This window comes from Shewanella kaireitica, from assembly GCF_023284045.1.
Classification (GTDB): domain Bacteria; phylum Pseudomonadota; class Gammaproteobacteria; order Enterobacterales; family Shewanellaceae; genus Shewanella; species Shewanella kaireitica.
In genome coordinates this window covers 66,982-90,379 of record NZ_JAKIKQ010000004.1, presented here as the reverse complement: position 1 = coordinate 90,379, position 23,398 = coordinate 66,982, and the positions used below count along the sequence as shown (strand labels likewise).

The 23,398-nt window shown below is 43.5% G+C and carries 21 protein-coding genes; 4 read left to right on the top strand and 17 right to left on the bottom strand.

Annotated features, from left to right (window positions below; translation table 11 throughout):
* Positions 1-13: 13 nt before the first annotated feature.
* From L2730_RS07545 to rlmD, 11 genes are all read right to left on the bottom strand, one after another.
* On the bottom strand, positions 14-649 hold the full coding sequence (locus tag L2730_RS07545) for a protein-L-isoaspartate(D-aspartate) O-methyltransferase (RefSeq protein ID WP_248974038.1): 636 nt from the start codon (positions 647-649) through the stop codon (positions 14-16).
* 76 nt (positions 650-725) lie between these two features.
* A complete protein-coding gene (gene surE, locus L2730_RS07540) occupies positions 726-1,475 on the bottom strand; it encodes a 5'/3'-nucleotidase SurE (RefSeq protein ID WP_248974037.1) in 750 nt (249 codons plus the stop codon).
* Positions 1,475-2,539, bottom strand: a complete 1,065-nt coding sequence (truD, locus tag L2730_RS07535; protein WP_248974036.1) for a tRNA pseudouridine(13) synthase TruD — start codon at positions 2,537-2,539, stop codon at positions 1,475-1,477. The genes surE and truD overlap by 1 nt, the downstream gene beginning before the upstream one ends.
* 16 nt (positions 2,540-2,555) lie before the next feature.
* Positions 2,556-3,035: a 2-C-methyl-D-erythritol 2,4-cyclodiphosphate synthase gene (gene ispF / locus L2730_RS07530; protein WP_248974035.1), complete on the bottom strand. Its 480-nt coding sequence runs from the start codon at positions 3,033-3,035 to the stop codon at positions 2,556-2,558.
* Between the two features lie 54 nt (positions 3,036-3,089).
* On the bottom strand, positions 3,090-3,785 hold the full coding sequence (gene ispD, locus L2730_RS07525) for a 2-C-methyl-D-erythritol 4-phosphate cytidylyltransferase (protein WP_248974034.1): 696 nt from the start codon (positions 3,783-3,785) through the stop codon (positions 3,090-3,092).
* A 30-nt stretch (positions 3,786-3,815) separates the two neighbouring features.
* The gene (gene ftsB, locus L2730_RS07520; RefSeq protein WP_044555715.1) at positions 3,816-4,112 is read right to left on the bottom strand and encodes a cell division protein FtsB; all 297 of its coding nucleotides are present in this window, start codon (positions 4,110-4,112) and stop codon (positions 3,816-3,818) included.
* 98 nt (positions 4,113-4,210) lie between these two features.
* Entirely contained in the window at positions 4,211-5,512 is a 1,302-nt protein-coding gene (gene eno, locus L2730_RS07515) for a phosphopyruvate hydratase (RefSeq protein ID WP_248974033.1), read from the bottom strand.
* A gap of 129 nt (positions 5,513-5,641) precedes the next feature.
* Positions 5,642-7,279, bottom strand: coding sequence for a CTP synthase (pyrG, locus tag L2730_RS07510; RefSeq protein ID WP_248974032.1), 1,638 nt, complete (start codon positions 7,277-7,279; stop codon positions 5,642-5,644).
* A gap of 115 nt (positions 7,280-7,394) precedes the next feature.
* Positions 7,395-8,198 carry a nucleoside triphosphate pyrophosphohydrolase gene (gene mazG, locus L2730_RS07505; RefSeq protein WP_248974031.1) on the bottom strand — a complete coding sequence of 268 codons (804 nt, stop codon included), beginning with the start codon at positions 8,196-8,198 and terminating at the stop codon, positions 7,395-7,397.
* A 55-nt stretch (positions 8,199-8,253) separates the two neighbouring features.
* On the bottom strand, positions 8,254-10,461 hold the full coding sequence (gene relA / locus L2730_RS07500) for a GTP diphosphokinase (protein WP_248974030.1): 2,208 nt from the start codon (positions 10,459-10,461) through the stop codon (positions 8,254-8,256).
* 138 nt (positions 10,462-10,599) lie between these two features.
* Entirely contained in the window at positions 10,600-11,937 is a 1,338-nt protein-coding gene (gene rlmD, locus L2730_RS07495) for a 23S rRNA (uracil(1939)-C(5))-methyltransferase RlmD (RefSeq protein ID WP_248974029.1), read from the bottom strand.
* Between the two features lie 97 nt (positions 11,938-12,034).
* Here rlmD and barA point away from each other — a divergent pair, with 97 nt between their 5' ends.
* The gene (gene barA / locus L2730_RS07490) at positions 12,035-14,842 is read left to right on the top strand and encodes a two-component sensor histidine kinase BarA (protein ID WP_248974028.1); all 2,808 of its coding nucleotides are present in this window, start codon (positions 12,035-12,037) and stop codon (positions 14,840-14,842) included.
* On the top strand, positions 14,832-15,440 hold the full coding sequence (locus L2730_RS07485) for a YjaG family protein (protein WP_248974027.1): 609 nt from the start codon (positions 14,832-14,834) through the stop codon (positions 15,438-15,440). The genes barA and L2730_RS07485 overlap by 11 nt, the downstream gene beginning before the upstream one ends.
* 69 nt (positions 15,441-15,509) lie before the next feature.
* On the opposite strand, the gene L2730_RS07480 is transcribed toward L2730_RS07485, so the two are convergent.
* Positions 15,510-16,415 (bottom strand): LysR family transcriptional regulator, encoded by a 906-nt coding sequence (locus tag L2730_RS07480; RefSeq protein WP_248974026.1) that lies wholly within the window; start codon positions 16,413-16,415, stop codon positions 15,510-15,512.
* 142 nt (positions 16,416-16,557) lie between these two features.
* Here L2730_RS07480 and L2730_RS07475 point away from each other — a divergent pair, with 142 nt between their 5' ends.
* Positions 16,558-17,514, top strand: coding sequence for an AEC family transporter (locus tag L2730_RS07475; RefSeq protein WP_248974025.1), 957 nt, complete (start codon positions 16,558-16,560; stop codon positions 17,512-17,514).
* A 258-nt stretch (positions 17,515-17,772) separates the two neighbouring features.
* The gene (gene recN, locus L2730_RS07470) at positions 17,773-19,434 is read left to right on the top strand and encodes a DNA repair protein RecN (RefSeq protein ID WP_248974024.1); all 1,662 of its coding nucleotides are present in this window, start codon (positions 17,773-17,775) and stop codon (positions 19,432-19,434) included.
* 78 nt (positions 19,435-19,512) lie between these two features.
* Here the strand turns inward: recN and L2730_RS07465 are convergent, their stop codons facing one another.
* The 5 genes from L2730_RS07465 to ribBA form a co-directional block, all read right to left on the bottom strand.
* Entirely contained in the window at positions 19,513-20,007 is a 495-nt protein-coding gene (locus L2730_RS07465) for a phosphatidylglycerophosphatase A (RefSeq protein ID WP_220738933.1), read from the bottom strand.
* Entirely contained in the window at positions 20,007-20,966 is a 960-nt protein-coding gene (gene thiL, locus L2730_RS07460; RefSeq protein ID WP_248974023.1) for a thiamine-phosphate kinase, read from the bottom strand. The genes L2730_RS07465 and thiL overlap by 1 nt, the downstream gene beginning before the upstream one ends.
* A gap of 161 nt (positions 20,967-21,127) precedes the next feature.
* The gene (nusB, locus tag L2730_RS07455) at positions 21,128-21,535 is read right to left on the bottom strand and encodes a transcription antitermination factor NusB (RefSeq protein ID WP_020911508.1); all 408 of its coding nucleotides are present in this window, start codon (positions 21,533-21,535) and stop codon (positions 21,128-21,130) included.
* Positions 21,536-21,549: 14 nt separating this feature from the next.
* A complete protein-coding gene (ribH, locus tag L2730_RS07450; RefSeq protein WP_020911507.1) occupies positions 21,550-22,026 on the bottom strand; it encodes a 6,7-dimethyl-8-ribityllumazine synthase in 477 nt (158 codons plus the stop codon).
* Positions 22,027-22,171: 145 nt separating this feature from the next.
* Complete coding sequence (gene ribBA, locus L2730_RS07445; protein WP_248974022.1) at positions 22,172-23,275, bottom strand: bifunctional 3,4-dihydroxy-2-butanone-4-phosphate synthase/GTP cyclohydrolase II; 1,104 nt, start codon at positions 23,273-23,275, stop codon at positions 22,172-22,174.
* Positions 23,276-23,398 lie beyond the last annotated feature (123 nt).

The window sequence follows — 23,398 nt, the reverse complement described above, 5'->3', positions numbered from 1 at the left end:
TAATTTAAAATGACTAAGCAAGCTCGCCATTGATTAACGGTACAAACCGAACGATTTCTATAGCCTCTGAGACATACTGATTGCCTTTGCGAGTGACTTTAAGTAGTTGTTGTGAAGTCTCTCCTACAGGAATAACCAATACTCCACCGTCTGTTAACTGCTCTATTAATGCATTCGGTACACTTGCCGCTGCAGCAGTCACCATAATTGCGTCATAGGGCCCTTTACTGGGCCAGCCCTGCCAGCCATCGCCGTATTTAAAAGCTATGTTGTGTAAATCTAACTTCTTTAAGCGTTGCCTAGCTTGTATTTGTAAGCTCTTTATACGCTCTACAGTACAAAGTTGGGGAACCAGTTGCGCTAATATTGCCGCTTGGTAACCGGAACCCGTACCAATTTCTAACACTTTTTGAGGTTGACACTGCAGTAGAATTTCAGTCATCCGCGCAACAATGTAGGGCTGCGATATTGTCTGCCCTTGCCCAATAGGCAATGCAGTATTCTCGTAAGCTTTATGCCCCAAAGCTGCATCCAAGAACCGCTCTCTGGGCGTATTGGCTACCGCTTTTAAGACCGGTTCGTCACGAATACCAGCTTCATACAAACTTCTTGCTAGATTTAAAGCCGATGTTGACGCGAGCCGATCCATAAATAACAGTTCCAATTTAAATAAGTCATTAAGTTGCAGCACCTATACCAAATATTAGCAAGGCTAATTGTTGTGATTAAATTAGCGACTCAAGCCAAGTCGTCATTTCAGGTAGCTGCTCAAAAGCGGTTAAGTCAACCGTCAATGGTGTAATAGAAACATAGCCATGCTCTACGGCATAAAAATCAGTGCCTTCGCTCGCATCTTGCTTGTCCCCTGGCGGACCTAACCAGAAGATCTCTTTACCCGCAGGATCTTGTGTTCTAACCATCCCTTCAGCGCGATGTCTGGCACCAAGTCGGGTGATCTTAATACCTTTAACATCCTCAATAGGCAGATCAGGCACATTTACATTTAAGATTTTGTCTTGTGCAATCGGACTCTTCTTTAGGCCCTGAACTATCTTCAATGCAAAATGTGCTGCTGTATCATAGTGTTTTAGCTCAGTTCCCACTAACGAAATTGCAATTGCAGGAAAGCCTAAAAAGCGCCCTTCCATTGCAGCGGCAACGGTTCCAGAATAGAGAGTATCATCTCCCATATTAGCGCCAGCATTAATACCTGACACCACCATATCCGGTTCATCTTGATACAGCTCTCTTATCGCTAGGTGGACACAATCAGTAGGCGTGCCACTCACTGATATATAACCATTGTCTAACTTATTCAGCCGCAATGGATTCGTCAAGGTCAAAGAGTTACTGGCACCTGAGCAGTTTCTGTCTGGGCCCACCGTTAAAGTTTCCGCTATCAAGGTTAAGGAGTTGGTTAATGCAGCAATGCCTGCTGCATTTACGCCGTCATCGTTACTAATTAAAATTTTCATTAGATTGAAACGTTATCCTGTTGAGCTGCTAGCATCGCTTTTCTTGCGACCTCCTGTACATCTTGGTAGTCAACCAGTTCGCGTAATACCGATGTAGCATAAGAGCCTGATGGTAAAGCAAATTTAAGAGTAATAGTATTATCTTCAACTTGATACTGCAAATGTTGAGGCTCAAGTAGCAAAGTCCGGCGCTCTTGATTGAGACCCGCTTGCTCCAATCCATCTCTATCAACTGAATATTCAGCTAACGCTGCGGATTCAAGCTCTGCCGCATCGGATTGCACCAAAGGCTCTCCACGGCCCCATAAAGGTGCCGATAGCTGAATGTCCTTATTGTTTAAGCGCTCTACTAATGTTTCATCCCAATGCTCAGCGGTAAAGTAACTCTTACTGCCCGCAAGCATCACACAATCTCCCGCAAGTGTTGCTGCTCCATGAGCCGCTAATCTTGCTGAGCTAGCTAAGTTAAACAAGTTAGAGCGCACTGCAGATAAATACATACTGCGCTTTTTTCTATCTTTTACTTTACGGCCAGTAAACATCTGTCGACCGAAAATAATATTCTTTCCATCATGGCCAAAGCGTTGCTCGCCAAAGTAATTCGGCACACCAACTTGCGCGATTTTTTCTAGACGAGCGATCACATCTTCAACCTCTGATACATTCCTAAGCACTAAGGTGAAACGATTTCCCGCTAACGCGCCAATCCGCAATTTCTTTCCATGGCGAGATGCAGACAAAAGCGTGAGTTTATCACTATTCATTTTTTGCCAATCCGGCGTTTCTTTGCCTGGAATTCGCACACCAAACCACTGCTCCGTTACCGCATTCTTGTCTTTTTGCCCGGCATAAGTCACTTCTTTCGGGTGCACATGGGCAAAACTTGAAAGCATTTTAGCGACCTCAACGGTGTTCAAACCATCTTTTCGAATATGTAGCAGATGATGCTCACCTTCGCCTGTTGGCGCAAACGGTAAGATCTCCTGCACCAAGAAGTCGCTATTCTGGGTACGTAAATCAGCTTTAGCGTTAGGCTTGCCGTATAAGTAGTGAAGTTCGCTCATCTCAATCTAGTTCTCTTTAAATCTTGGTCATCAGTACCACAGCTTCAACTGCAATACCCTCTTTTCTACCGGTAAACCCGAGTTTTTCGGTGGTAGTTGCTTTAACATTAATATCATCAATATCTGATTGTAGATCTGCGGCTAAAACCAATCTAATCGCTTCGATATGCGGCGCCATTTTCGGCGCCTGAGCAATAACCGTCACGTCGAGATTGGACAAACTAAAGCCCCTATCTAATGCCAATTGATAGCAATGCTTTAATAACACTCGGCTATCAGCCCCTTTAAATTCAACATCAGTATCAGGAAAATGCTTGCCGATATCCCCCAACGCCATAGCACCTAATATGGCATCAGAGATAGCATGTAGCACGACATCACCATCTGAATGTGCAATAAGACCCATTTCATAGGGTACTGTCACGCCGCCTAAAATCAATGGCGGTTCACCGCCAAATTTATGCACATCAAAGCCATGGCCGATTCTAATTTTCATTTCAATTCCTCGTAACGGTAAAGCTTATATTTAAGCTAATCGTTAGTAGTCAGCCTAGCGGCCTAAGTTTTTAAGAAACAGTGAAGCTAATTGCAAATCATCGGGGTGGGTAACTTTAATATTATCTGCACGACCGCTAACGATACCGGGCATGACCCCCGCCCACTCCATTGCTGAAGCTTCATCGGTGATTTTAGCCCCCGCAGCGAGTGCCGCTTGAAGGTTAAGTTTAAGCTGCTTTGCTTGAAAATACTGGGGGGTTAATGCATGCCATAAATTATCACGACAAACAGTATTGCAGATCTCTCCATGCTCTCCAGTACGTTTCATTGTATCTCGCACCGGAGCGCCAAGTATTGCTCCCTGTGGAAAGGCCTTTGTTGATGCAATTAATTTATCAATATCTAAATGACTTAAACAAGGACGCGCTGCATCATGGACTAACACCCAGCTCTCCTCATCAGCCTGTTGCAGCGCTGCTAAAACTGAATCTGCGCGCTCATTGCCGCCAGTGACTGTCTGCAGTTTCTTATGCTGCGCTTGTGGCAACAGACAAAAATGTTTGTCTTCAGGGTTTAGCGCAACGATAACCTGTGCAATTTGAGGATGATTCAATAAGCAATCCAAAGTATGACCAAGTATAGTTTGCTCATTGAGTGCTAGATATTGTTTAGGCACTTCGGCGCCCATTCGACTACCGATCCCCGCCGCTGGCACGACAGCGATAATTTGATTGGTTGGTTGACTCATTAGAGGATCCCGCTAGCAGGTAAAAATGTATTAATTATTCTGTTTGGTTAGCCGATCGCCACCAACAACTCGAAAGAAGGTTTCCCCCTCTTTGACCATACCTAATTCGTTGCGAGCCCGCTCTTCAAGCGCTTCAGTTCCACTACGAAGATCATTAATCTCCTCTCTTAAGACCTGGTTTCTTGCCACAAGCTGCGCATTACTTTCTTGCTGTAGCTTGATCTGTTCTTGCAGATGAATAGAGTCAGCAAGGCTCTTATCTCCTAACCATAGGCGATATTGAAGCATGGCAAGTAACACTATAAGGGCAAAAAGAAGGCGTTTCATTATACTAATGATAAGAATTTGAGAATAGTAAACAGATAGTACAACAAAAAAGGCCACCGAGTGGTGGCCTTTTTTAGTTAAATCAGCAAATCATTTGATTATGCTTGACCTTTAACCTCTTTAAGCCCTTTATAAGGAGCTTTTTCACCAAGTTGCTCTTCGATACGAAGCAACTGGTTGTACTTAGCAACACGGTCACTACGGCTTAAAGAACCCGTTTTGATTTGGCCTGCAGCAGTACCAACAGCTAGATCAGCAATAGTTGCATCTTCAGTTTCACCAGAACGGTGAGAGATAACAACTGTGAAACCAGCGTCTTTAGCCATTTTGATTGCAGCTAAAGTTTCAGTTAACGAACCGATTTGGTTAAACTTGATTAAGATTGAGTTAGCAATACCGTTGTCGATACCACGCTTAAGAATCTTAGTGTTTGTTACGAATAGATCGTCACCAACTAATTGGATTTTATCACCCATTAGTTTAGTTTGGTGTGCGAAACCGTCCCAGTCAGACTCGTCAAGGCCATCTTCGATAGAAACGATTGGGTATTTATTAGTAAGATCTTGTAAGAAGAAGTTGAACTCTTCAGAAGTGAATTTTTTGCCTTCACCTTTAAGATCGTAAATGTTTGCTTCTTTGTCGTAAAACTCAGATGCAGCACAATCCATTGCTAGAGTGATGTCTTTACCTAATTCGTAACCAGCGTTTGCAACAGCTGTTTCGATTGCAGCAAGTGCAGCTTCGTTAGACTCAAGGTTTGGAGCGAAACCACCTTCATCACCAACAGCTGTTGAGTGACCACCAGCTTTAAGTACTTTAGCAAGGCTATGGAAGACTTCTGCCCCCATACGTAGACCTTCACGGAAGTTAGCAGCGCCAACAGGTTGAACCATGAATTCTTGGATGTCTACAGAGTTATCTGCATGCTCGCCACCATTAATGATGTTCATCATAGGTAACGGCATAGAGTAAACACCTGGAGTACCGTTTAGATCAGCAATATGTGCGTATAAAGGTACACCTTTAAACGCTGCTGCCGCTTTAGCTGCCGCAAGAGAAACAGCTAGGATAGCGTTAGCGCCAAACTTAGCTTTGTTTTCTGTGCCGTCTAAATCGATCATGATTTGATCAAGTTCAGCTTGCGCAGTTGCATCTTTGCCTATCAGAGCGTCAGCAATAGTACCATTGACAGCTTCAACAGCCTTCAATACGCCTTTGCCTAAGTAACGTGCTTTGTCACCATCACGTAGTTCTAGTGCTTCACGTGAACCAGTTGATGCACCAGATGGTGCAGCAGCCATACCCATGAATCCGCCTTCTAAATGAACTTCAGCTTCAACAGTTGGGTTACCGCGAGAATCCATGATTTCGCGACCGATAATGTTAATAATCTTAGCCATAATGCCCTCGATTTAAGTTTGAAAGATAAATTTAAAGTTAAAAGTAAAACGAATTTCTTTATGCCTAAATCCACATCACCAAAAACAAAAAAACCGCTCCCATAAAATGGGAGCGGTCAATATTTTGGTTTAGCCTAAATCGCGTTTCTGATACGCGGCGGCTGCAGCAACAAAACCTTCAAACAATGGTTGCCCATCACGAGGTGTCGATGTGAATTCAGGGTGGAATTGACCGGCTACAAACCAAGGGTGGTTCGGTAGCTCAATCATTTCAACTAACTGGCGGTCTGAAGATAGACCACTAAAAATTAAACCTGCTTTTTCAAGACGATCTTTATAGTTGTTGTTCACTTCATAACGATGACGATGACGTTCAACACAGCTAATACCTTTGTAGGCTGCTGCGGCTTTGGTGCCTTCTTCAAGATGACAAAGCTGAGCACCAAGGCGCATTGTACCGCCTAAATCAGACTCTTCATGACGTTCTTCAACTTGACCTTCTTCGTTGATCCATTCAGTGATCAAACCAACGACTGGATGCGGTGACTCTTTATTAAATTCAGTTGAATGTGCGCCTTCTAGACCAGCAACATTACGCGCGAACTCAATCAGTGCAACTTGCATACCCAAACAGATACCAAAGTAAGGAAGGTTATTCTCACGGGCATACTTTGCCGCCATGATCTTACCTTCAACACCGCGCTCGCCAAACCCACCTGGAACCAAGATACCGTCAAGTCCAGCAAGAACTTCTTCGCCTTTGGCTTCAACGTTTTGTGAGTCAATATACTTAATGTTAACTGAAACGCGGTTAAACAAACCGGCATGTTTTAATGCTTCATTAACTGATTTGTATGCATCTGGCAGCTCAATGTACTTACCCACCATACCAATGGTAATTTCGCCCGTTGGGTTGGCTTCTTGGTAGATAACATTTTCCCACTCGTGCAGATCAGCTTCCTGGCAATCAATACCAAAACGCTTAGTTACAAGTTGATCAAGACCTTGAGCTTTAAGTAAAGCAGGGATCTTATAGATGCTATCAACATCTTTAAGTGAGATAACCGCGCGCTCTTCTACATTACAGAATAGCGAGATTTTCGCCTTTTCATTAGCAGGAATCGCTCGGTCACCACGGCAAACCAATACATCAGGAGCAATACCGATTGAACGGAGCTCTTTAACTGAATGCTGAGTCGGCTTAGTTTTAACTTCACCTGCAGCGCCTAAGAACGGCACTAAGGTTAGATGCATAAACAGTGTTCTTTCACGACCTAGCTCAACGCCAAGCTGACGAATAGACTCAAGGAAAGGTAGTGATTCAATGTCACCTACCGTGCCGCCAATCTCAACGATAGCAACATCGTGACCTTCACCACCAGCAAGTACCTTTTCTTTAATCGCATTAGTAATATGTGGGATAACCTGAATGGTTGCGCCCAAATAGTCGCCACGACGCTCTTTACGCAATACTTCTTCGTAAATTCGGCCAGTGGTAAAGTTATTACGGCGATTCATCTTGGTACGAATAAAACGCTCATAATGACCTAAATCTAGATCAGTTTCAGCGCCGTCTTCTGTCACAAACACTTCACCGTGCTGTGTTGGACTCATGGTACCTGGATCGACGTTAATATATGGATCCAGCTTCATAATGGTTACGTTGAGGCCGCGAGCCTCTAATATTGCAGCCAAAGAAGCTGCTGCAATGCCTTTACCTAGTGATGAAACCACGCCACCAGTAACGAAGATATACCTTGTAGTCATGCTGAACCTGAGAAAATGAGTTGGAAATATGTGCTTGTAAGAAAGCACTAGGACGGGGCAATATTATACCAAAGCATCACCGATTCGACAAACTAGAATTAACCTAAAATTCAGTTTATTTACTCTTCTCGCTCTGTTTAACCCTATCCCAGTATGTATCAAGTTCAGCTAATGTATGTGTCTCAAACGCTCTGCCATCTTGCGTGACGCACTCTTCTACACCACGAAAGCGTCTTTCAAACTTTTGATTTGCTTGCCTTAAGGCTTTTTCTGGCTCGACACCTAAATGCCTTGCAAGGTTCACAACAGCAAACAATAAGTCGCCCATTTCATCCTCAACTTTGCTTTGGACAACTTTTTCCTGCTGCACCTCAAAGAGAACTTCATCTATCTCTTCATGGATTTTCGCAACCACGGGAGGCAAATCTGGCCAATCAAACCCTACACGAGCCACTCTTTTTTGAATCTTTATCGAACGAGATAGCGACGGTAAGCTCAAGGGAATGTCGTCCAGCACGGAGTGTTGTTCTCGCTCTGCACGCTCAGATTCCTTAATTTTTTCCCAGTTGTGTTTAATCTGCTCGCTGCTGGTCTTTTGCAAATCGGCAAATACATGAGGATGTCGGCGGGTCAATTTATCGCAAATACGGCTAACGACAGTATCAAAATCAAACATGCCCTGCTCTTTGCCAAGCTGGCAATAAAACACCACTTGAAATAGCAAATCGCCTAACTCATCAGGCAGCTCATCAAGTGCTAAACGCTCAATAGTATCCGCCACTTCGTAGGCTTCTTCCAATGTAAACGGCACGATTGTTTGAAAGGTTTGCGCTTTATCCCATGCGCAACCAGATTCCGGATCGCGCAGCTTTTGCATAATAGTGAGCAAAGGCTGCATGTTTCCTATTTGCTGTGTCATTCTTTTTCTACTCTCTTAAAGCTAATACCTATCTAACTCAAGTTAGATAGGTATATTAAACTCTTCGTGCTTCACTGACGCCGTCAACCTGAGACAGCTTGGCAATTACTCGAGATAAACCGTCAAGATTGTACAGTTCAAGTTCTAATTCGATAGTCGCCGTTTGCGTTTTCACATCGGAGCTTGAGCTCATCGATAAAACGTTAGACTTTTCCGCTGCCAGCACAGAGGTAAGATCTCTAAGCAGTCCAGAACGGTCACTAGCAAAGACTCGAATGCGGATCTTGTAACCACCTGAGTAGTTCTCCCCCCAAACCACTTCAACAGAACGTTCAGGATGAGCACGAATAAGCTCTTTAACCTGATCACAATCGGCGCGGTGTACAGAGATCCCTCGGCCTTTAGTAATGAAACCAAAGATTTCATCACCTGGTACAGGCTGGCAACACTTAGCAATGTGGCTCATAAGGTTCCCCACACCGTCAACCTCTACCTGACCTTTACCTTTTCTAGTCGGCTTGCTTTGACTCTTTTTGACAAGGTCTTCGAGCACTTCTTCGTCAGATAGCTCGTTAGTGCGCAGCTTGCTTTGCACATGGTTAACCACTTGGTTAAGACGAACATCACCGCCGCCAATACCAGCAAGTAGATCATCCATACTCACCATATTGAAGCGTTCAACTGCTGATTGAGCATCTTTAATTTTTAAATTGGTGCGCGCGAGCTCTGTTTCTAACATCTCACGTCCAGCGACGATGTTCTTATCTCTGTCTTGCTGCTTAAACCAGTGCTGGATTTTAGAGCGCGCACGAGATGTTTTGATGTATCCCAAATTAGGATTCAGCCAGTCTCTTTTCGGGTTAGGATTCTTAGAAGTAATAATCTCAATCCGCTGGCCGGTTTCAACTTGATAAGTAAATTGTACAATACGGCCGTCAACCTTTGCGCCGATGCACTTATGGCCAACGTGAGAGTGAATATAGTAGGCAAAATCTAACACGGTTGAACCAAGAGGCAAGTCGACAACTTCACCACTTGGGGTAAAGACATAAACTCTGTCTTCAAATACTTGGCTGCGCACTTCATCAACTAAATTGCCGCTTTCAGCAACGTCTTCTTGCCACTGTAAAATCTTACGCAACCAATTTATTTTCTCTTCATACCCGCTTTGTTTACCGCTAGCACTGCCCTCTTTATATTTCCAGTGCGCAGCAACACCGAGCTCTGCATCTTCATGCATCTGTTCGGTGCGGATTTGAATTTCTACAGTCTTACCTTCAGGCCCCACAACAATAGTGTGAATAGATTGGTAACCATTGGGTTTAGGGTTGGCCACATAGTCATCAAACTCACGGGGGATGTGATGCCAAAGTGTATGCACTACGCCTAACGCACCATAACAATCTTGCAGTCTATCGGTGACGATTCTCACCGCTCGAACATCAAACAGTTCATCAAATTTGAGCTGCTTACCGTTCATCTTTTTCCAGATACTGTAGATATGTTTTGGTCGGCCATAAACTTTGGCGCGAATTTGGTCTTTATCTAAACGCGCTTGCAGTTGGCTGACAAAGTCATCGATAAAGGTTTCTCTGTCAATACGCTTGCCATCTAGCTGCTTAGCGATATCTTTATAGGTTTGTGGATGCAGGTAGCGAAAAGAGATATCTTCAAGCTCCCATTTTAACTGTCCAATACCTAGGCGGTTTGCTAGCGGAGCATAAACATCGGCAATCTCTCGAGCGATGAGTACTTTGACCTCTTCATCGGCATTTTTTATCTCACGCAGCAGGCAAATACGCTCAGCGAGTTTAATCACCACGGCGCGTACATCTTCAACCATCGCCAATAGCATTTTACGGATATTGTCGATTTGTGGTTCGCCGTTGCGAGTTTGATTATCTACCTTCAATGCGCCAATGGCATTCATGGTTTGGACACTAGAAACTAGAATCTCTAATTTGGCACCAAAACGTTCTTTGATCTCCTCTTCAGAGATCAGGTCTGCATCAAAAACAACAAACAGAATGGCCGCTTGTAGGGTTTCAATATCCATATTGAGCGGGGCAAGGATCTCTATCATCTCTCGGGCACGTTCGAGCACAGGTGTTTTGGTCTCTTTGTCTTGACCAACTAAAAGCTCCACCTGCTCAATCAACTCCAAAAGAGTGTTGGCTTCGTTGGAATCACTTATATAACGTTTCACCCACTCTTCGAGTTGAAAGTCAGGGTCGCTAAAATGTGCTTCACGAACTGATACCATTATCTGTTATTCCTTTAAAATCCTAAGGCTGATTAACTTATAACGGTTAATCTTATCCTTTTAAAATTAAGACTCTCTATCTTCAGCATTCAGCGTTTGTTGTCAATGAACAAACGCTGACTATCGTAACTAAAAGTGTCATTTACCAAGCTCGAATAGGGCCATCGATTCCAAATGGTGTGTTTGCGGAAACATATCCACCATGGCAATTTTTTTCAGTGTGTAACCTTGTTTTAAAATCACTTCGCTATCGCGGGCTAAACTAGCGGGGTTACACGAGACATAAACCAATGCTTGCGGCTTTAATTTTTTAAGTGACAACATGCTCTCATAGGCACCAGCTCTTGCAGGATCGATTAGCATCTTATCGACTTTTCCTAACCATGGTTGTTGTGACAAATCAGCACTTAAATCTGCATGGTAAAAAGAGACTTTATCTAGCGCTGCACCTTTGGCATTAATCGTTGCCTGCTCAACCATGGCAGGCACACCTTCAACACCTATAACTTCAGCGCCATCTTTAGCTAATGGCAAACTAAAATTTCCGATCCCACAGAACAGGTCTAGCACTCGCTCATCTGCTTGCGGGGCTAACCAGTCCACCGCTTGTTTAACCATTGCTTGATTAACTGAGGCATTAACCTGAATAAAGTTACCCGCTGAAAATTTAAGCTCAGCATCACTATCATTAAAACCATAAAAAGGCTGCTGACCATGGCCACTTAAATGCTCAGTATTGCCATCGTCATTTTGTAGCAGCATATTAAGCGTGTGGCTTTCACCAAACTCGGCTAAACGTTGGCGATCTTTATCCGATAACGCTTTAGTAACGCGTAGCACGACAAAAATACCGTTATCAGCCAGCGTGAGTTCAACATGGCCGAGCGCATTTTTACCACTCAATTGATTGAGTAAAAAAGCCAATTCAGGGATCAAAGCCGACAGTGGTTTCGCTAATACAATACAAGATTGGATCTCAACCACGTCACTACTACTGTTCGCGCGGAAACCTAAACTAATATGCTTGGTTTTTTTATCAAACCAGGTCGCTAAACGTGCACGTCTGCGGTAATGCCACGGCGAATCGCTTAAGGTTTCACAAACTTGGCTTGCCGTTGTTTGGGCAAATTTAGCCACTAGCTCCTGTAATGCTTTCGCTTTATGTGCTCGCTGTGATTCTACATTAAGGTGCTGGAGATCACAGCCACCACACTTTTCATAATGAACACATAAGGGGGCAACACGTTCACTCGACGCAGTTTCGACTTTTAATAGCTTAGCTCTAGAAAACTTCTTCTTCTGCTCAGTCAGTTGTACCTGCACGGTTTCGCCTGGCAATGCACCATTGATAAAAACAATCTTGCCTTGATGGTGAGCGATACCTGCGCCAAGGTGATCTAACTGAGTAACATTCAAAGATAACTTTGACGATAATTGTTTAGATCTATTTGGTTTTGCTTTAAAAAATTGTGCCATTTTACTCTCTAAATAGATAAAAAAACTGGCCAACACAGGCTGTTACTGGCAGTCTATCGAATACTCACACTATATTTATCGGTAACGCAATCATCTCATGAATGAAGCCAACAATATGACCAAATACAGCCTACGTTCATGGGTTCTGGTATTGGCGTTAGCTCCAACTATTTTAGTGGGTATTTTATTGGGCAGCTATTTTACCATAAATAGATTCTATGAACTTGAAGAAACGCTCATCGATCAAGCGAGTAATATTATCGAACCGCTGGCGATTGCTGCAGAGGTTGGTTTAGACAGTAAAGATTTTGAAACCACCAAGCGATTAATCACTGCCGCTCAGCTCAATAAAGCCTCTTTAGTACAATTCATTGCCATTTTTGACGTCAATAACCGCGTTGTGGTCACCTCGCACCATTACAAAAATCATGAAGTCATGCGATATGACAAGCCATTAAGCTCGATGCTAAGAACCGAGCTTGAACAAGTTGGCGATAGTATGATTTTACGCAGCCCTATTTTTAACAATAGCGCCATCAAGCCTATCGATACCTTTGATGAGAACAACCAGCGCATTGAGCCTGAAGTCATAAAATTGGGCTACATATCTATATTGATAAATAAAGAGAACGCACTGCTTGAGCAGCACCGCGCTGCAGTTGCGGCATTTATTATTGTGTTAATCGGGGTTCAACTAAATCTATTCTTTACTTTTCGTCTGGTTAAAAACGTTACCCAACCTATTACGGAGATGGTACGAGTTGTCGCCAAAATTCGAGAAGGCAAACTCGATACTCGGCTAACAGGCAATTTGATTGGTGAACTGGATCTGCTCAAGCGTGGTATTAACGCCATGGCGGGTTCTTTGTCAGAATATCACGACGAGATGCAACAAAATATTGACCAAGCCACATCAGATCTGCGCGAGACATTAGAGCAAATTGAAATTCAAAACGTCGAGCTTGATATGGCAAAGAAACGTGCGCTAGAAGCCAGCAGGATTAAATCTGAATTCCTTGCCAATATGTCGCATGAGTTACGTACCCCGCTTAATGGAGTGATAGGTTTTGCTAAACAGCTATTGAAAACGCCACTACACTCTAGCCAGCAAGACTACATTCGTACGATCGAGCGCAGTGCGACCAACCTTTTGAGCATCATTAACGATATCTTAGACTTCTCTAAACTCGAAGCCGGTAAAATGGTATTAGAAAATATGCCATTCTCACTGCGGGAGATCATCGAAGAAACGGTGACAATGCTCTCGAGTAGTGCCAGAGAAAAAGAGATCGATCTAGTGATAGATGTGGACCCGCGCATTCCAGAGGATGTCACTGGCGATGCTATGCGTTTTAGCCAAATTATCACTAACTTAGTTGGCAATGCCGTTAAGTTTACCGACAGTGGCAGTGTACAGCTAAAAATGCAGCTAGAAGAGATAGCAGATGGAAAAGTACATGTCCGCACTGAGATTATCGATACAGGCATTGGTATCGATGAGGAAAAACTCGCGTCTTTGTTCCAGGCTTTTGGTCAAGCTGACTCTTCCATCTCACGGCGCTTTGGTGGAACAGGTTTAGGACTTGTGATCACCAAGCGCTTAGTAAATCGAATGGGCGGCCAAATTGGCTGCAACTCAGAGCCGCAGCAAGGCTCGACCTTCTGGTTCTCTTTACCGTTAAATTTAAGCCAATACCCTATTAGCGATACTTTACCCATAGGCACGCTGAAAAATAAAAGTATTCTGTTATTCGAACCAAATCCGTTATCACATCACGCTATAGAACGAATGCTTGTACGTTGGGGATTAAGAGTCACCAAAGCTGCCACCAGCAAGCAATTAGAGTTTATTGTCACTCAGTCAAGTCACTTATTCGATTATGGCCTGTTTAGCTGTAAAGGCTTAGCGGCTTCAGGTAACGCAGCGGAATTACTCAAGGTCACTAAGCCTAAGATCAACTATTTAATGTTGATCACCAATTGTGTCGAAAGCGAAGAGATATTCTCACAACTTCGCCCTTATATCGATAAGCAGCTTACGATGCCTATTGGTGAAAAAAGGCTGTCGAGTAGCTTAATTGATCCGCAATCAACGCTAGAAGCTGAAGCTTTGCCACTGCCTATGCCCATTGCTATTCCCGAGGCAAAAGAGAACTTAACAGTACTGGCAGTTGATGATAACCCTGCCAATTTGAAGTTAATTGACACCCTACTCAATGAGCTAGTAACTCAAGTTCATATCGCTGACAACGGTGATGCCGCCGTACAGCTAGCAAAGCAGCGCAGCTTTGACCTCATCTTTATGGATATACAGATGCCGGGTACCGATGGCATTAGCGCCACTAAACAGATAAGACAAAACTCGGCTAACCGCAATACACCAATCATTGCGGTCACCGCACATGCCATTGCCGAAGAACGCGAACGTATATCATCTAGCGGAATGGACGGTTACCTGCCTAAACCGATTGATGAAACGGCGCTTAAAGATGTTATTCATAAATGGAAAAACAGACCTAAGTTTACTCACTTTGACCAGCGTACTCTCAATTGGGAACTATGCTTAACCCAAGCGAATAATAAACCGGATTTAGCGCTGGATATGCTCAAAATGTTGCTCAAGTCGCTACCAGAAGCTGTTGAACATATAAATAGTGCACTGGCAAGCTTCGATCAACAAGGCATGTTGACCTGTATACACAAGTTGCACGGTGCAAGTTGTTATTGTGGCGTACCGACGACACAACAGCTTTGCCAAGAGATTGAGTCAGGATTAAAGAAAGGCATTGCTGTTGAAGACGTTGAACCTGAAATCCTTGAGTTACTTGATGAGTTAACTAAGGTAGAATCAGCGGCTAATCAGGTGATCACCCAGCTATCAGTGGATGTAAAAGATGACAAATAAGACGGGCTTTTTTCAACGCCTTAAAGGGCTAACGCTAGCACAAAAGAAACTTTTTGCTATTGCACTCTGCCAACGTATGCTGCCCAATTATCAGCTTTTTTCTGAAGTGTGTGAATTTGGCAACCCCAAAGTACTCGATACACTATTGAATCTACTTTGGCAGTCTATGTATGACAATAAGCTTAAGCTAAACATTGAGCTACAAATGGAACGTATTGAAGAGAATACTCCTGAGCCCGCTGATTTTGACGTATATGGCGTCTACCCTGCTATGGATGCTGCAGTCGCGTTGACCTCTTTACTTAGCGCATTAGAGAGTAAAGTAGAGGAAGATATTACTAATATCAGTAAGCTTTCATCAGCCACTGTTGCCAACTATATTGAAGCGACCTGTGAGCAAGAGTTTGGTAAAGAGTCTGAATTAGATGACTATATATTCAACCATGAAGTGATGGTTGAAGAAAAAGAGATGCAAGCTGTTCTTCTACAAGCCATTGAAGAAAACCCTCATCTTAAAGCTGATTTTGTCAAAGAGTTACGCCGAGAAATTGTCGCCGTCGGCATTTCAAATATCGGCATTAGCCACACAGAAGCTTAAACAAAAGACAATACTAAAAAGCCGTTCACTGAACGGCTTTTTTATTGCTCACTGTTATTCTAAATCAGGCTACTTACTTTCCATCGAGAACAACTGCTCCGCTTTCGAATGCATAAACTCGATAAACAGCTTTACCTTTAGCGGCTGATGACTACGCTGGTGATATAAGATCGAAATTCGCCTTTTTTCACCAATCCACTCAGGCAACAAGCTCTGTAACTGACCAGAGTTGAGCTCATTTTTTACAAAAAGTGCAGGGCCATACAGTATTCCACCATTATCAACAGCCGCTCTGACGGCACCATTTAGCTCACTTAATGTTAACTTAGCCGGTCCATCATAATAAAAGTTCTCTCCAGATGGATGCTTGAGTGTCCAGTTAAAAAGCGGCCACACCTTTATCAAAGCATGGTTATCTAGCTCGCTAGGATGTGTAAAAGGAGCGGCGCTGGCAACATAACCTGGCGATGCAAACAAACCGTAATTAAGCACCCCAAGAGAGCTTGAGATCCAAGAGGAGTCCGGCTGGGTACCGCCAACGATGGCAACATCAACACCTTCATCAATCAAGTCAATCACGTTATTGTTTTGCACAATATGCAGCTGGATATCTGGATACTTTTCGCAGAACTCATTAATAACATGAATGAATATCATCGAGATAATTGACACCGGCGCTGCAATCCGAAGGGTGCCTTCAGGCCTATCAACCGCTGCGCCACGAATGCTATCAAACTGAGACACGATAGCCTGATACTGCTGGAATAGTGCTATCCCCTCCTCGGTCAAGCGTAGCTTACGCGTGTTACGCATTAAAAGTTGTTTATCGAGCAATGTTTCCAACTTTGTCAGTTTACGACTCACCGTTGCAATTGGCATCTCAAGCTCTTTTGCTGCTTGAGAAAAGCTTCCTGCATTAACTAAGTGAATAAATTGGTAGATCAGCTGTAGTTCTAATCCAAAATTACTATTCATCGATAAAACCTTTGCGTTTAAAACAAAAAGTGACGAGCGGCTACGACCTAAGGTCAATAGTACACCAAAGAGCAACTATGTTAGTGTTCCAGCTCAATGTTAAGCGTGATTAGCGCATATTATCCCCAAGTGAAGAGAAAGCATGCCAGCAGTATTGACGCCGCTCCTCGCCGTATTTGGCATTATGTTAATTGGAACTTTGGTACAGAAAACAAAGTTATTACCATTTGAGACCGACCAAGTATTAAACCAATATGTTTACTATATTGCGTTCCCGGCCATCATGCTTATCACGCTTGCGCAAACCCCTATCAACGACATCCTCCACTGGGGATATATTGCAGGCTTTAGCGCTGCGATGCTAATTAGCTACCTCATAACATTTTCCGTGTCATTGCTTGTAAACCCAACCCAAAGAACCGTCGCAACCATGCGAGCGCTTAATGCCACCTTTGGAAATACTGCTTTTATCGGTATGCCACTCATGGCAATACTGTTTCCTGGTAATCAGCTTGCGTTGGCAGCGGCCGCGATTGCCAGCTTATTATCAGTGTTAATTTTCGCCGTTGCTTTGGTGTCTTTAGAAGTCTTAGGCAGTAACAATCAAACTTCAGCAATAAAAGTCATTTCTCTCGCCTTAATTAGAAACCCTATCGTTGTCGGCAGCTTTATCGGGATAAGCCTATCTGCAATGACAGTGACCTTACCGGATAGTCTAGCGCTTATTATTAAGCAACTCGGCATGACATCTAGTCCCTGCGCACTATTTGCCATTGGTATGGTATTAGCAAAATCTGGACAATACCAAACATCAAAGCAGCTTATAAATTATCAACAGTTGAGTGATATCAGCTCAATAAACATGATAAAGCTATTCATACAGCCTTTTATTACCTACTTGCTGATGAAGAGCTTACAAGTGGAACCACTGTTAATTTCGATGGGCGTGATGCTTGCAGCCCTGCCAACTGCAGCAAGTGTTTACTTACTCGCGCAGCGTTACCAGACTCAAGTGATAACTAGCGCTCAAGGTATACTCTTTGGAACACTAGTCACTTTTATTAGCCTGCCCTTATTAGAAGCGTTCTTATTAGGTTAAAACAAAATAACGTTCATTTATTATCGCTACCACAACGCCTACTAAGTGCTGTGTCATCGACTAGAATAGTATTTAACGATAATGACTATCCAGTCACCACCTAAATGAAACTTAAGCACAAACCAACAAAAACCATATAAAATTAACAACTTAAAATATCACAAGCTAAACATTGCTTGATTTAACAACAAATAGTTTACTGTATAGAAAAACAGTATATACTGTTCATCAATACAGTGTTTTGGATAGGACATCACTATGCTTTGCCAACTCAGCATTAACAATTTTGCTATTGTGCGTTTTTTAGAACTCGATTTTAAAGCCGGAATGACCAGTATTACGGGTGAAACTGGCGCAGGTAAATCTATTGCGATTGACGCATTAGGTCTATGCTTGGGCAATCGAGCTGATGCCAATACTATTAGGCCTGGTGCCACAAAAGCTGAGGTTAGTGCTCGCTTCTCCCTATCTGATATTCCTTTGGCTAAACGCTGGTTAGAGGACCATGATCTCGAACTAGACAATGAGTGTATCTTAAGGCGCACGATTAATAGTGATGGACGTTCTCGTGCATACATTAATGGTAACCCGGTACCACTAGCCCAAATAAAATCTCTAGGCCAACTGCTCATCGGGATCCATGGCCAACATGCTCACCATGCAATGCTAAAAAGTGAGCACCAGCTTACATTGCTCGATAGCTACGCTAATCATAAAATGCTGCTCGAGTCGGTCTCTGCCAGTTATCATCGCTGTAAAACGATAGAGAAAGAGCTGCAGCAGTTAGAGCTTGCTCAACACGAAAGGTTGGCACGCAAACAATTACTGCAATACCAGGTAGAAGAGCTTAATGAGTTTGCCATTAGCGAAGGTGAATTTGAGACCATTGAAGCCGAACATAAAAAACTTGCCAACAGCACTGCACTAATAGAGTTATGCCGCAGCCAATTACATATTTTACAAGAAAACGATCAAGGCAGCGTTGAATCACTACTCAATACCTCTATCAGCCAGGGGCAAGATTTAGAAAGCTATGATGCAGAGCTTGGCAGTGTCGTCGTCATGTTAAATGAAGCGCTGATCCAAGTGCAAGAATCCAGTAGTGAACTTGAGCGCTATCTAGATGGCTTAGAATTAGATCCTGAATACTTTGAGCAGTTGGAGTTACGCATATCTAAGGCACTGCAATTAGCGCGCAAGCATCATGTCAACGCCGCCGAACTATATGTTCATCATCAAGCCCTATTAACAGAGCTTCATGACTTAGACTCAGATGAAGATAAGCTTGGTGAGATCCGTAATCAACTCAGTAACAGTCAACAAGCCTATTTAAACCATGCAAGAAAACTAAGTCAAAGCCGCAATCGTTACGCAAAAGAGCTTGATAAAAAGGTCACCCAATCGATACATGAACTCAGTATGCCAAAAGGTAAGTTCAGCATTGCGGTCAACTTTAATGAAAGCGTAATTAGCCCACATGGCTGTGATGGAATAGAGTTTTTAGTCACCACTAACCCCGGACAGCCGTTACAACCAATAGCGAAAGTTGCCTCTGGTGGTGAGCTATCTCGTATTGGGCTAGGTATTCAAGTGATAACAGCTAAAAAAGTAGCAACACCGACACTAATTTTTGATGAAGTTGATGTTGGGATCTCAGGCCCAACAGCGGCGGTTGTTGGCCGTATGCTGCGCAGCTTAGGTGAGTCCACACAAGTATTTTGTGTCACCCATTTACCACAAGTTGCTGGTAACGGTCATCAACATATGTTTGTAAACAAAAGCAGCAAAGCAGGAAAGACAGAAACCTCGATGGTGCAGTTAGATAAAGAGCAACGCGTTGAAGAACTGGCGCGCTTATTAGGCGGCGATACCATCACTAGCAACACCTTGGCTAACGCTAAAGAGCTACTGCTAAGCTAAGTGTCATTCGACTGAGTGTCATTGGAAAGTTTAGAGCATTAAAAAAGGAGCTAATAAGCTCCTTTTCCTTTCACTCGATTAAATCAAGTAGTAAGCAGCAACTTGTAGACAAATAAGTGAGAATATACCAGCCAGTACATCATCGATCATAATACCGAAACCACCATGTACTTTGGCATCGAGCCAACGAATTGGCCAAGGTTTCAAAATATCGAAAAAGCGGAACAATACAAAACCGGCTAACAACCATTGCCACCCAGCTGGGGCTGCAATCATAGTAATGAGCAAACCTGCGATTTCATCCCACACAATCGCGCCATGATCATGAACGCCCATATCTTTAGCGGCTTTATCACAGATATAAAAGCCAATTAACACACTAAATAACGTAAGCCCTATATACCAAGGTAGGCTTAATGGTGCCATAAGTAAAAAGACAGGGATCGCGGCTATGGTACCGAACGTGCCAGGCGCTTTTGCTGCTAAACCGGAGCCAAAGCCCAATGCCAAAAAGTGAATTGGGTTCTTAAGGGAAAGCTTAGCCACCGCCTTATCTTTTGAAAGTAAATCCATCAATTAAAGTGCTCAAATCCAAGATTAATAGGTTCGAATGGTTGGTTATCTAATAGCAAATTTAGCTTACCACCAGTGCAGACTTGGCCAATTTGAGCAAACTTAACGCCAGTTTCAGCCAATGCGATTTCTAATGCGCCTTTTTGCGCCTCAGAAACAGTAAAGAGTAGCTCATAATCTTCACCGCCAGTCAATGCATAGCTCAATGCCATCTCCTCGGAGACATTCGCTTTTAGCTCTTTGGATAATGGCAGTTTATCAACATTGACCATAGCACCGATATTAGACGCCTTCAGTACATGCTGTATATCAGAGACCAAGCCGTCAGAAATATCGATTGCACTGGATGCCAAAGTCCTTAACGCTTGTCCTGCAAGTACCCTTGGAGTTGGTCGATAATGGCGATTGATAAGGTACTCTCGATCGGCCTCATTACATTGCGCTTTGCCTCGCAGCAGATCCAAGCCTAATGCTGAATCGCCCAAGGTACCCGTAACATAGATCCAATCACCGTTCTTAGCACCACTGCGTGTCAGACCAGTGTGCTCTGGTACTTGGCCATTTATCGTAATGGTGATTGAGCGAGGCCCGCGAGTAGTATCCCCCCCCACTAACGCGACACCGTAATACTCAGCAATTTCAAACATACCGGTACTAAAATCAGCAAGCCAATTCTCATCGACTTCAGGCAGCGTTAGCGCCAACGTCATCCAAGCAGGTTCAGCCCCCATAGAGGCAAGATCTGACAAGTTAACCGCTAGCGATTTATACCCCAATGCATTAGCTGGCATATCAGAGAAAAAGTGAACGTTTTCCACTAGCGTGTCACAAGATATCGCTACAGACTTATTAACAGCTGGCTCAACAATGGCACAATCATCGCCTATACCAACGGCCACGTCTTTTCGAGACTGGGCGCGCCCAGTAAAATAGCTTTCGATTAACTGAAATTCTTTCACAATACCAATCACATTTTAAAAGTGGACTGAAGAAAAAAAGGGAGCCAAATAGCCTGTAGGTATTAAGGCTATTTCGCTGTGCTTACCCTGTATAGCTGTGGGCATGCAACAAAGACTCTCTTTTAGCCATACAAAAACGGCATCCGAAGATGCCGTTTTGACTATTTAGTTCTTGCTACTAACTTATCCAGAATACCGTTAACGAACTTATGTCCATCTTCAGCGCCGAATGCTTTGGCAAGCTCGATAGCTTCGTTAATCGCTACCTTATATGGAACGTCTTTACGGAAAGTCAATTCGTAAGCCGCTAGACGTACAATCGCTTTCTCGACTGGATCAACTTCATCCATAGGACGAACCAAAAATGGAGTGATAAGCTCATCCAATTGGCTTTTCTTTGTTGCTACGCCACCTAATAACTCACGAAAGTAAGCTATATCGACACCATCAACATTTTGTTCAGTTAGAAACTCATGCTCTACATCAGCAATATTGTTGCCACTTAGCTGCCAAGAGTATATGGCCTGAACCGCTAAACGACGTGCCTTTCGGCGCTCTGAAGGCTTCATTAAATTGTCCTAAATTACAGCTGTTCTTCAAGTGCTTGCAAAACGTTAACCATCTCTAGCAGACCCAAAGCAGCTTCGCCGCCTTTGTTACCTGCTTTAGTACCTGAACGCTCAATAGCTTGTTCAATGGTATCTGTAGTCAAAACGCCGAATGAAACAGGAATATCATACTCAAGTGCAACTTGAGCTAACCCTTTATTACATTCGCCTGCAACCAGATCAAAATGAGGTGTACCACCACGGATAACCGCACCAAGTGAGATTATGCCGTCAAATTTTCCGCTTGCCGCAACACGACGGGCAGCAAGTGGCAGTTCAACAGCGCCTGGGACTTTAATTACAGTGATATTATCATCTGCAACCTGACCAAAACGCTTTAGAGTGTCTACCGCACCATCAAGCAAACTCTCAACAACAAAGCTGTTGAAACGTGAAACTACAATCGCAATTTTTGCGTTTTTCGATTCGATATTACCTTGAACTACGTTCATTTATCTTACCTAAATTAGCTTAATGACCCAGCATGGGGGCGGAAGAGGCGGTATGATACCACAGCCACTTACGCTGATCCCTATGCAATTTATAAGAAAAGAGTGAAATTGTGCCTCGGGCGATAATAATCGCCACCAACAAAATTTATTCTGCTATATATTCAGTAACTTCCAAGCCAAAGCCTGAGAGTGAATGATAACGCTTTGGTGAACTCAACAGACGCATAGACGTGACCCCTACGTTAGCTAGAATTTGCGAGCCAACACCCACTTGGCGTGATGTCCCTTGCCACTTAGCTGCAATAGGAGCACTGCCGTTATCTTCAGCTTCGAATGCTTTAACTTTAGCCAAAATGTCACTGCTATGCTCTTGATGACCAAGCAGCACAAGTACACCGCCTTCATCACCAATACGCTGCATTGCCTTCTCTAACGGCCAGCTACGCTGCTGATCACGCTCAGAATGCAATAAATCGTTAAAGGTATTTTGTAAGTGAACACGAACCAGTGCATTCTCAGTAACAGGACCTTTAACCAATACGTAGTGTAATTGGTTATCGATAGTGTCACGGAAAGTCAGCATATCAAACTCGCCAAAACGAGTGGGTAGCTTACACTGTGCTTCGCGCACAACACTGGTCTCTTTAGTATTACGGTATTCAATTAAGTCAGCAATGGTGCCCATCTTTAAACCATGCTTTTCAGCAAAGATTTCAAGATCCGGACGACGTGCCATAGTGCCGTCGTCGTTAAGGATTTCAACAATCACTGATGATGCTTCAAAGCCTGCAAGCCTTGCCAAATCACAGCCCGCTTCAGTATGACCTGCGCGAATGAGCACACCTCCCTCTTGCGCCATCAATGGAAAAATATGACCTGGCTGAACAATATCAGCGGGTTTTGCGTCTTTACCAACAGCAGCTTTAACCGTCACGGCGCGATCTTGAGCTGATATGCCCGTTGTTACACCCTCAGCCGCTTCAATTGACACGGTAAAGTTAGTTGAAAACTGCGCATTATTATTAGTTACCATCAACGGAAGGTTTAGCTGCTGGCAGCGCTCTTTAGTTAATGTCTGACAAATAAGACCTCGACCAAAAGTGGCCATAAAGTTAACGGCCTCAGGCGTCACCATGTCAGCAGCCATAATAAGGTCGCCTTCATTTTCTCTGTCTTCATCATCCATCAAGATAACCATCTTACCTAGACGAATATCTTCAATGATCTCTTCTATACTATGTAACGCCATGTTTAGACCTTTATTTTTGTATTACTGCGTTAGCTGAGGTCGCTAATCAATAAGCCGCTTGTGGCACTGCAGTAAATAAATGTAATGATTATTTTGTAGGATTTTCTAATGACAAATACTATC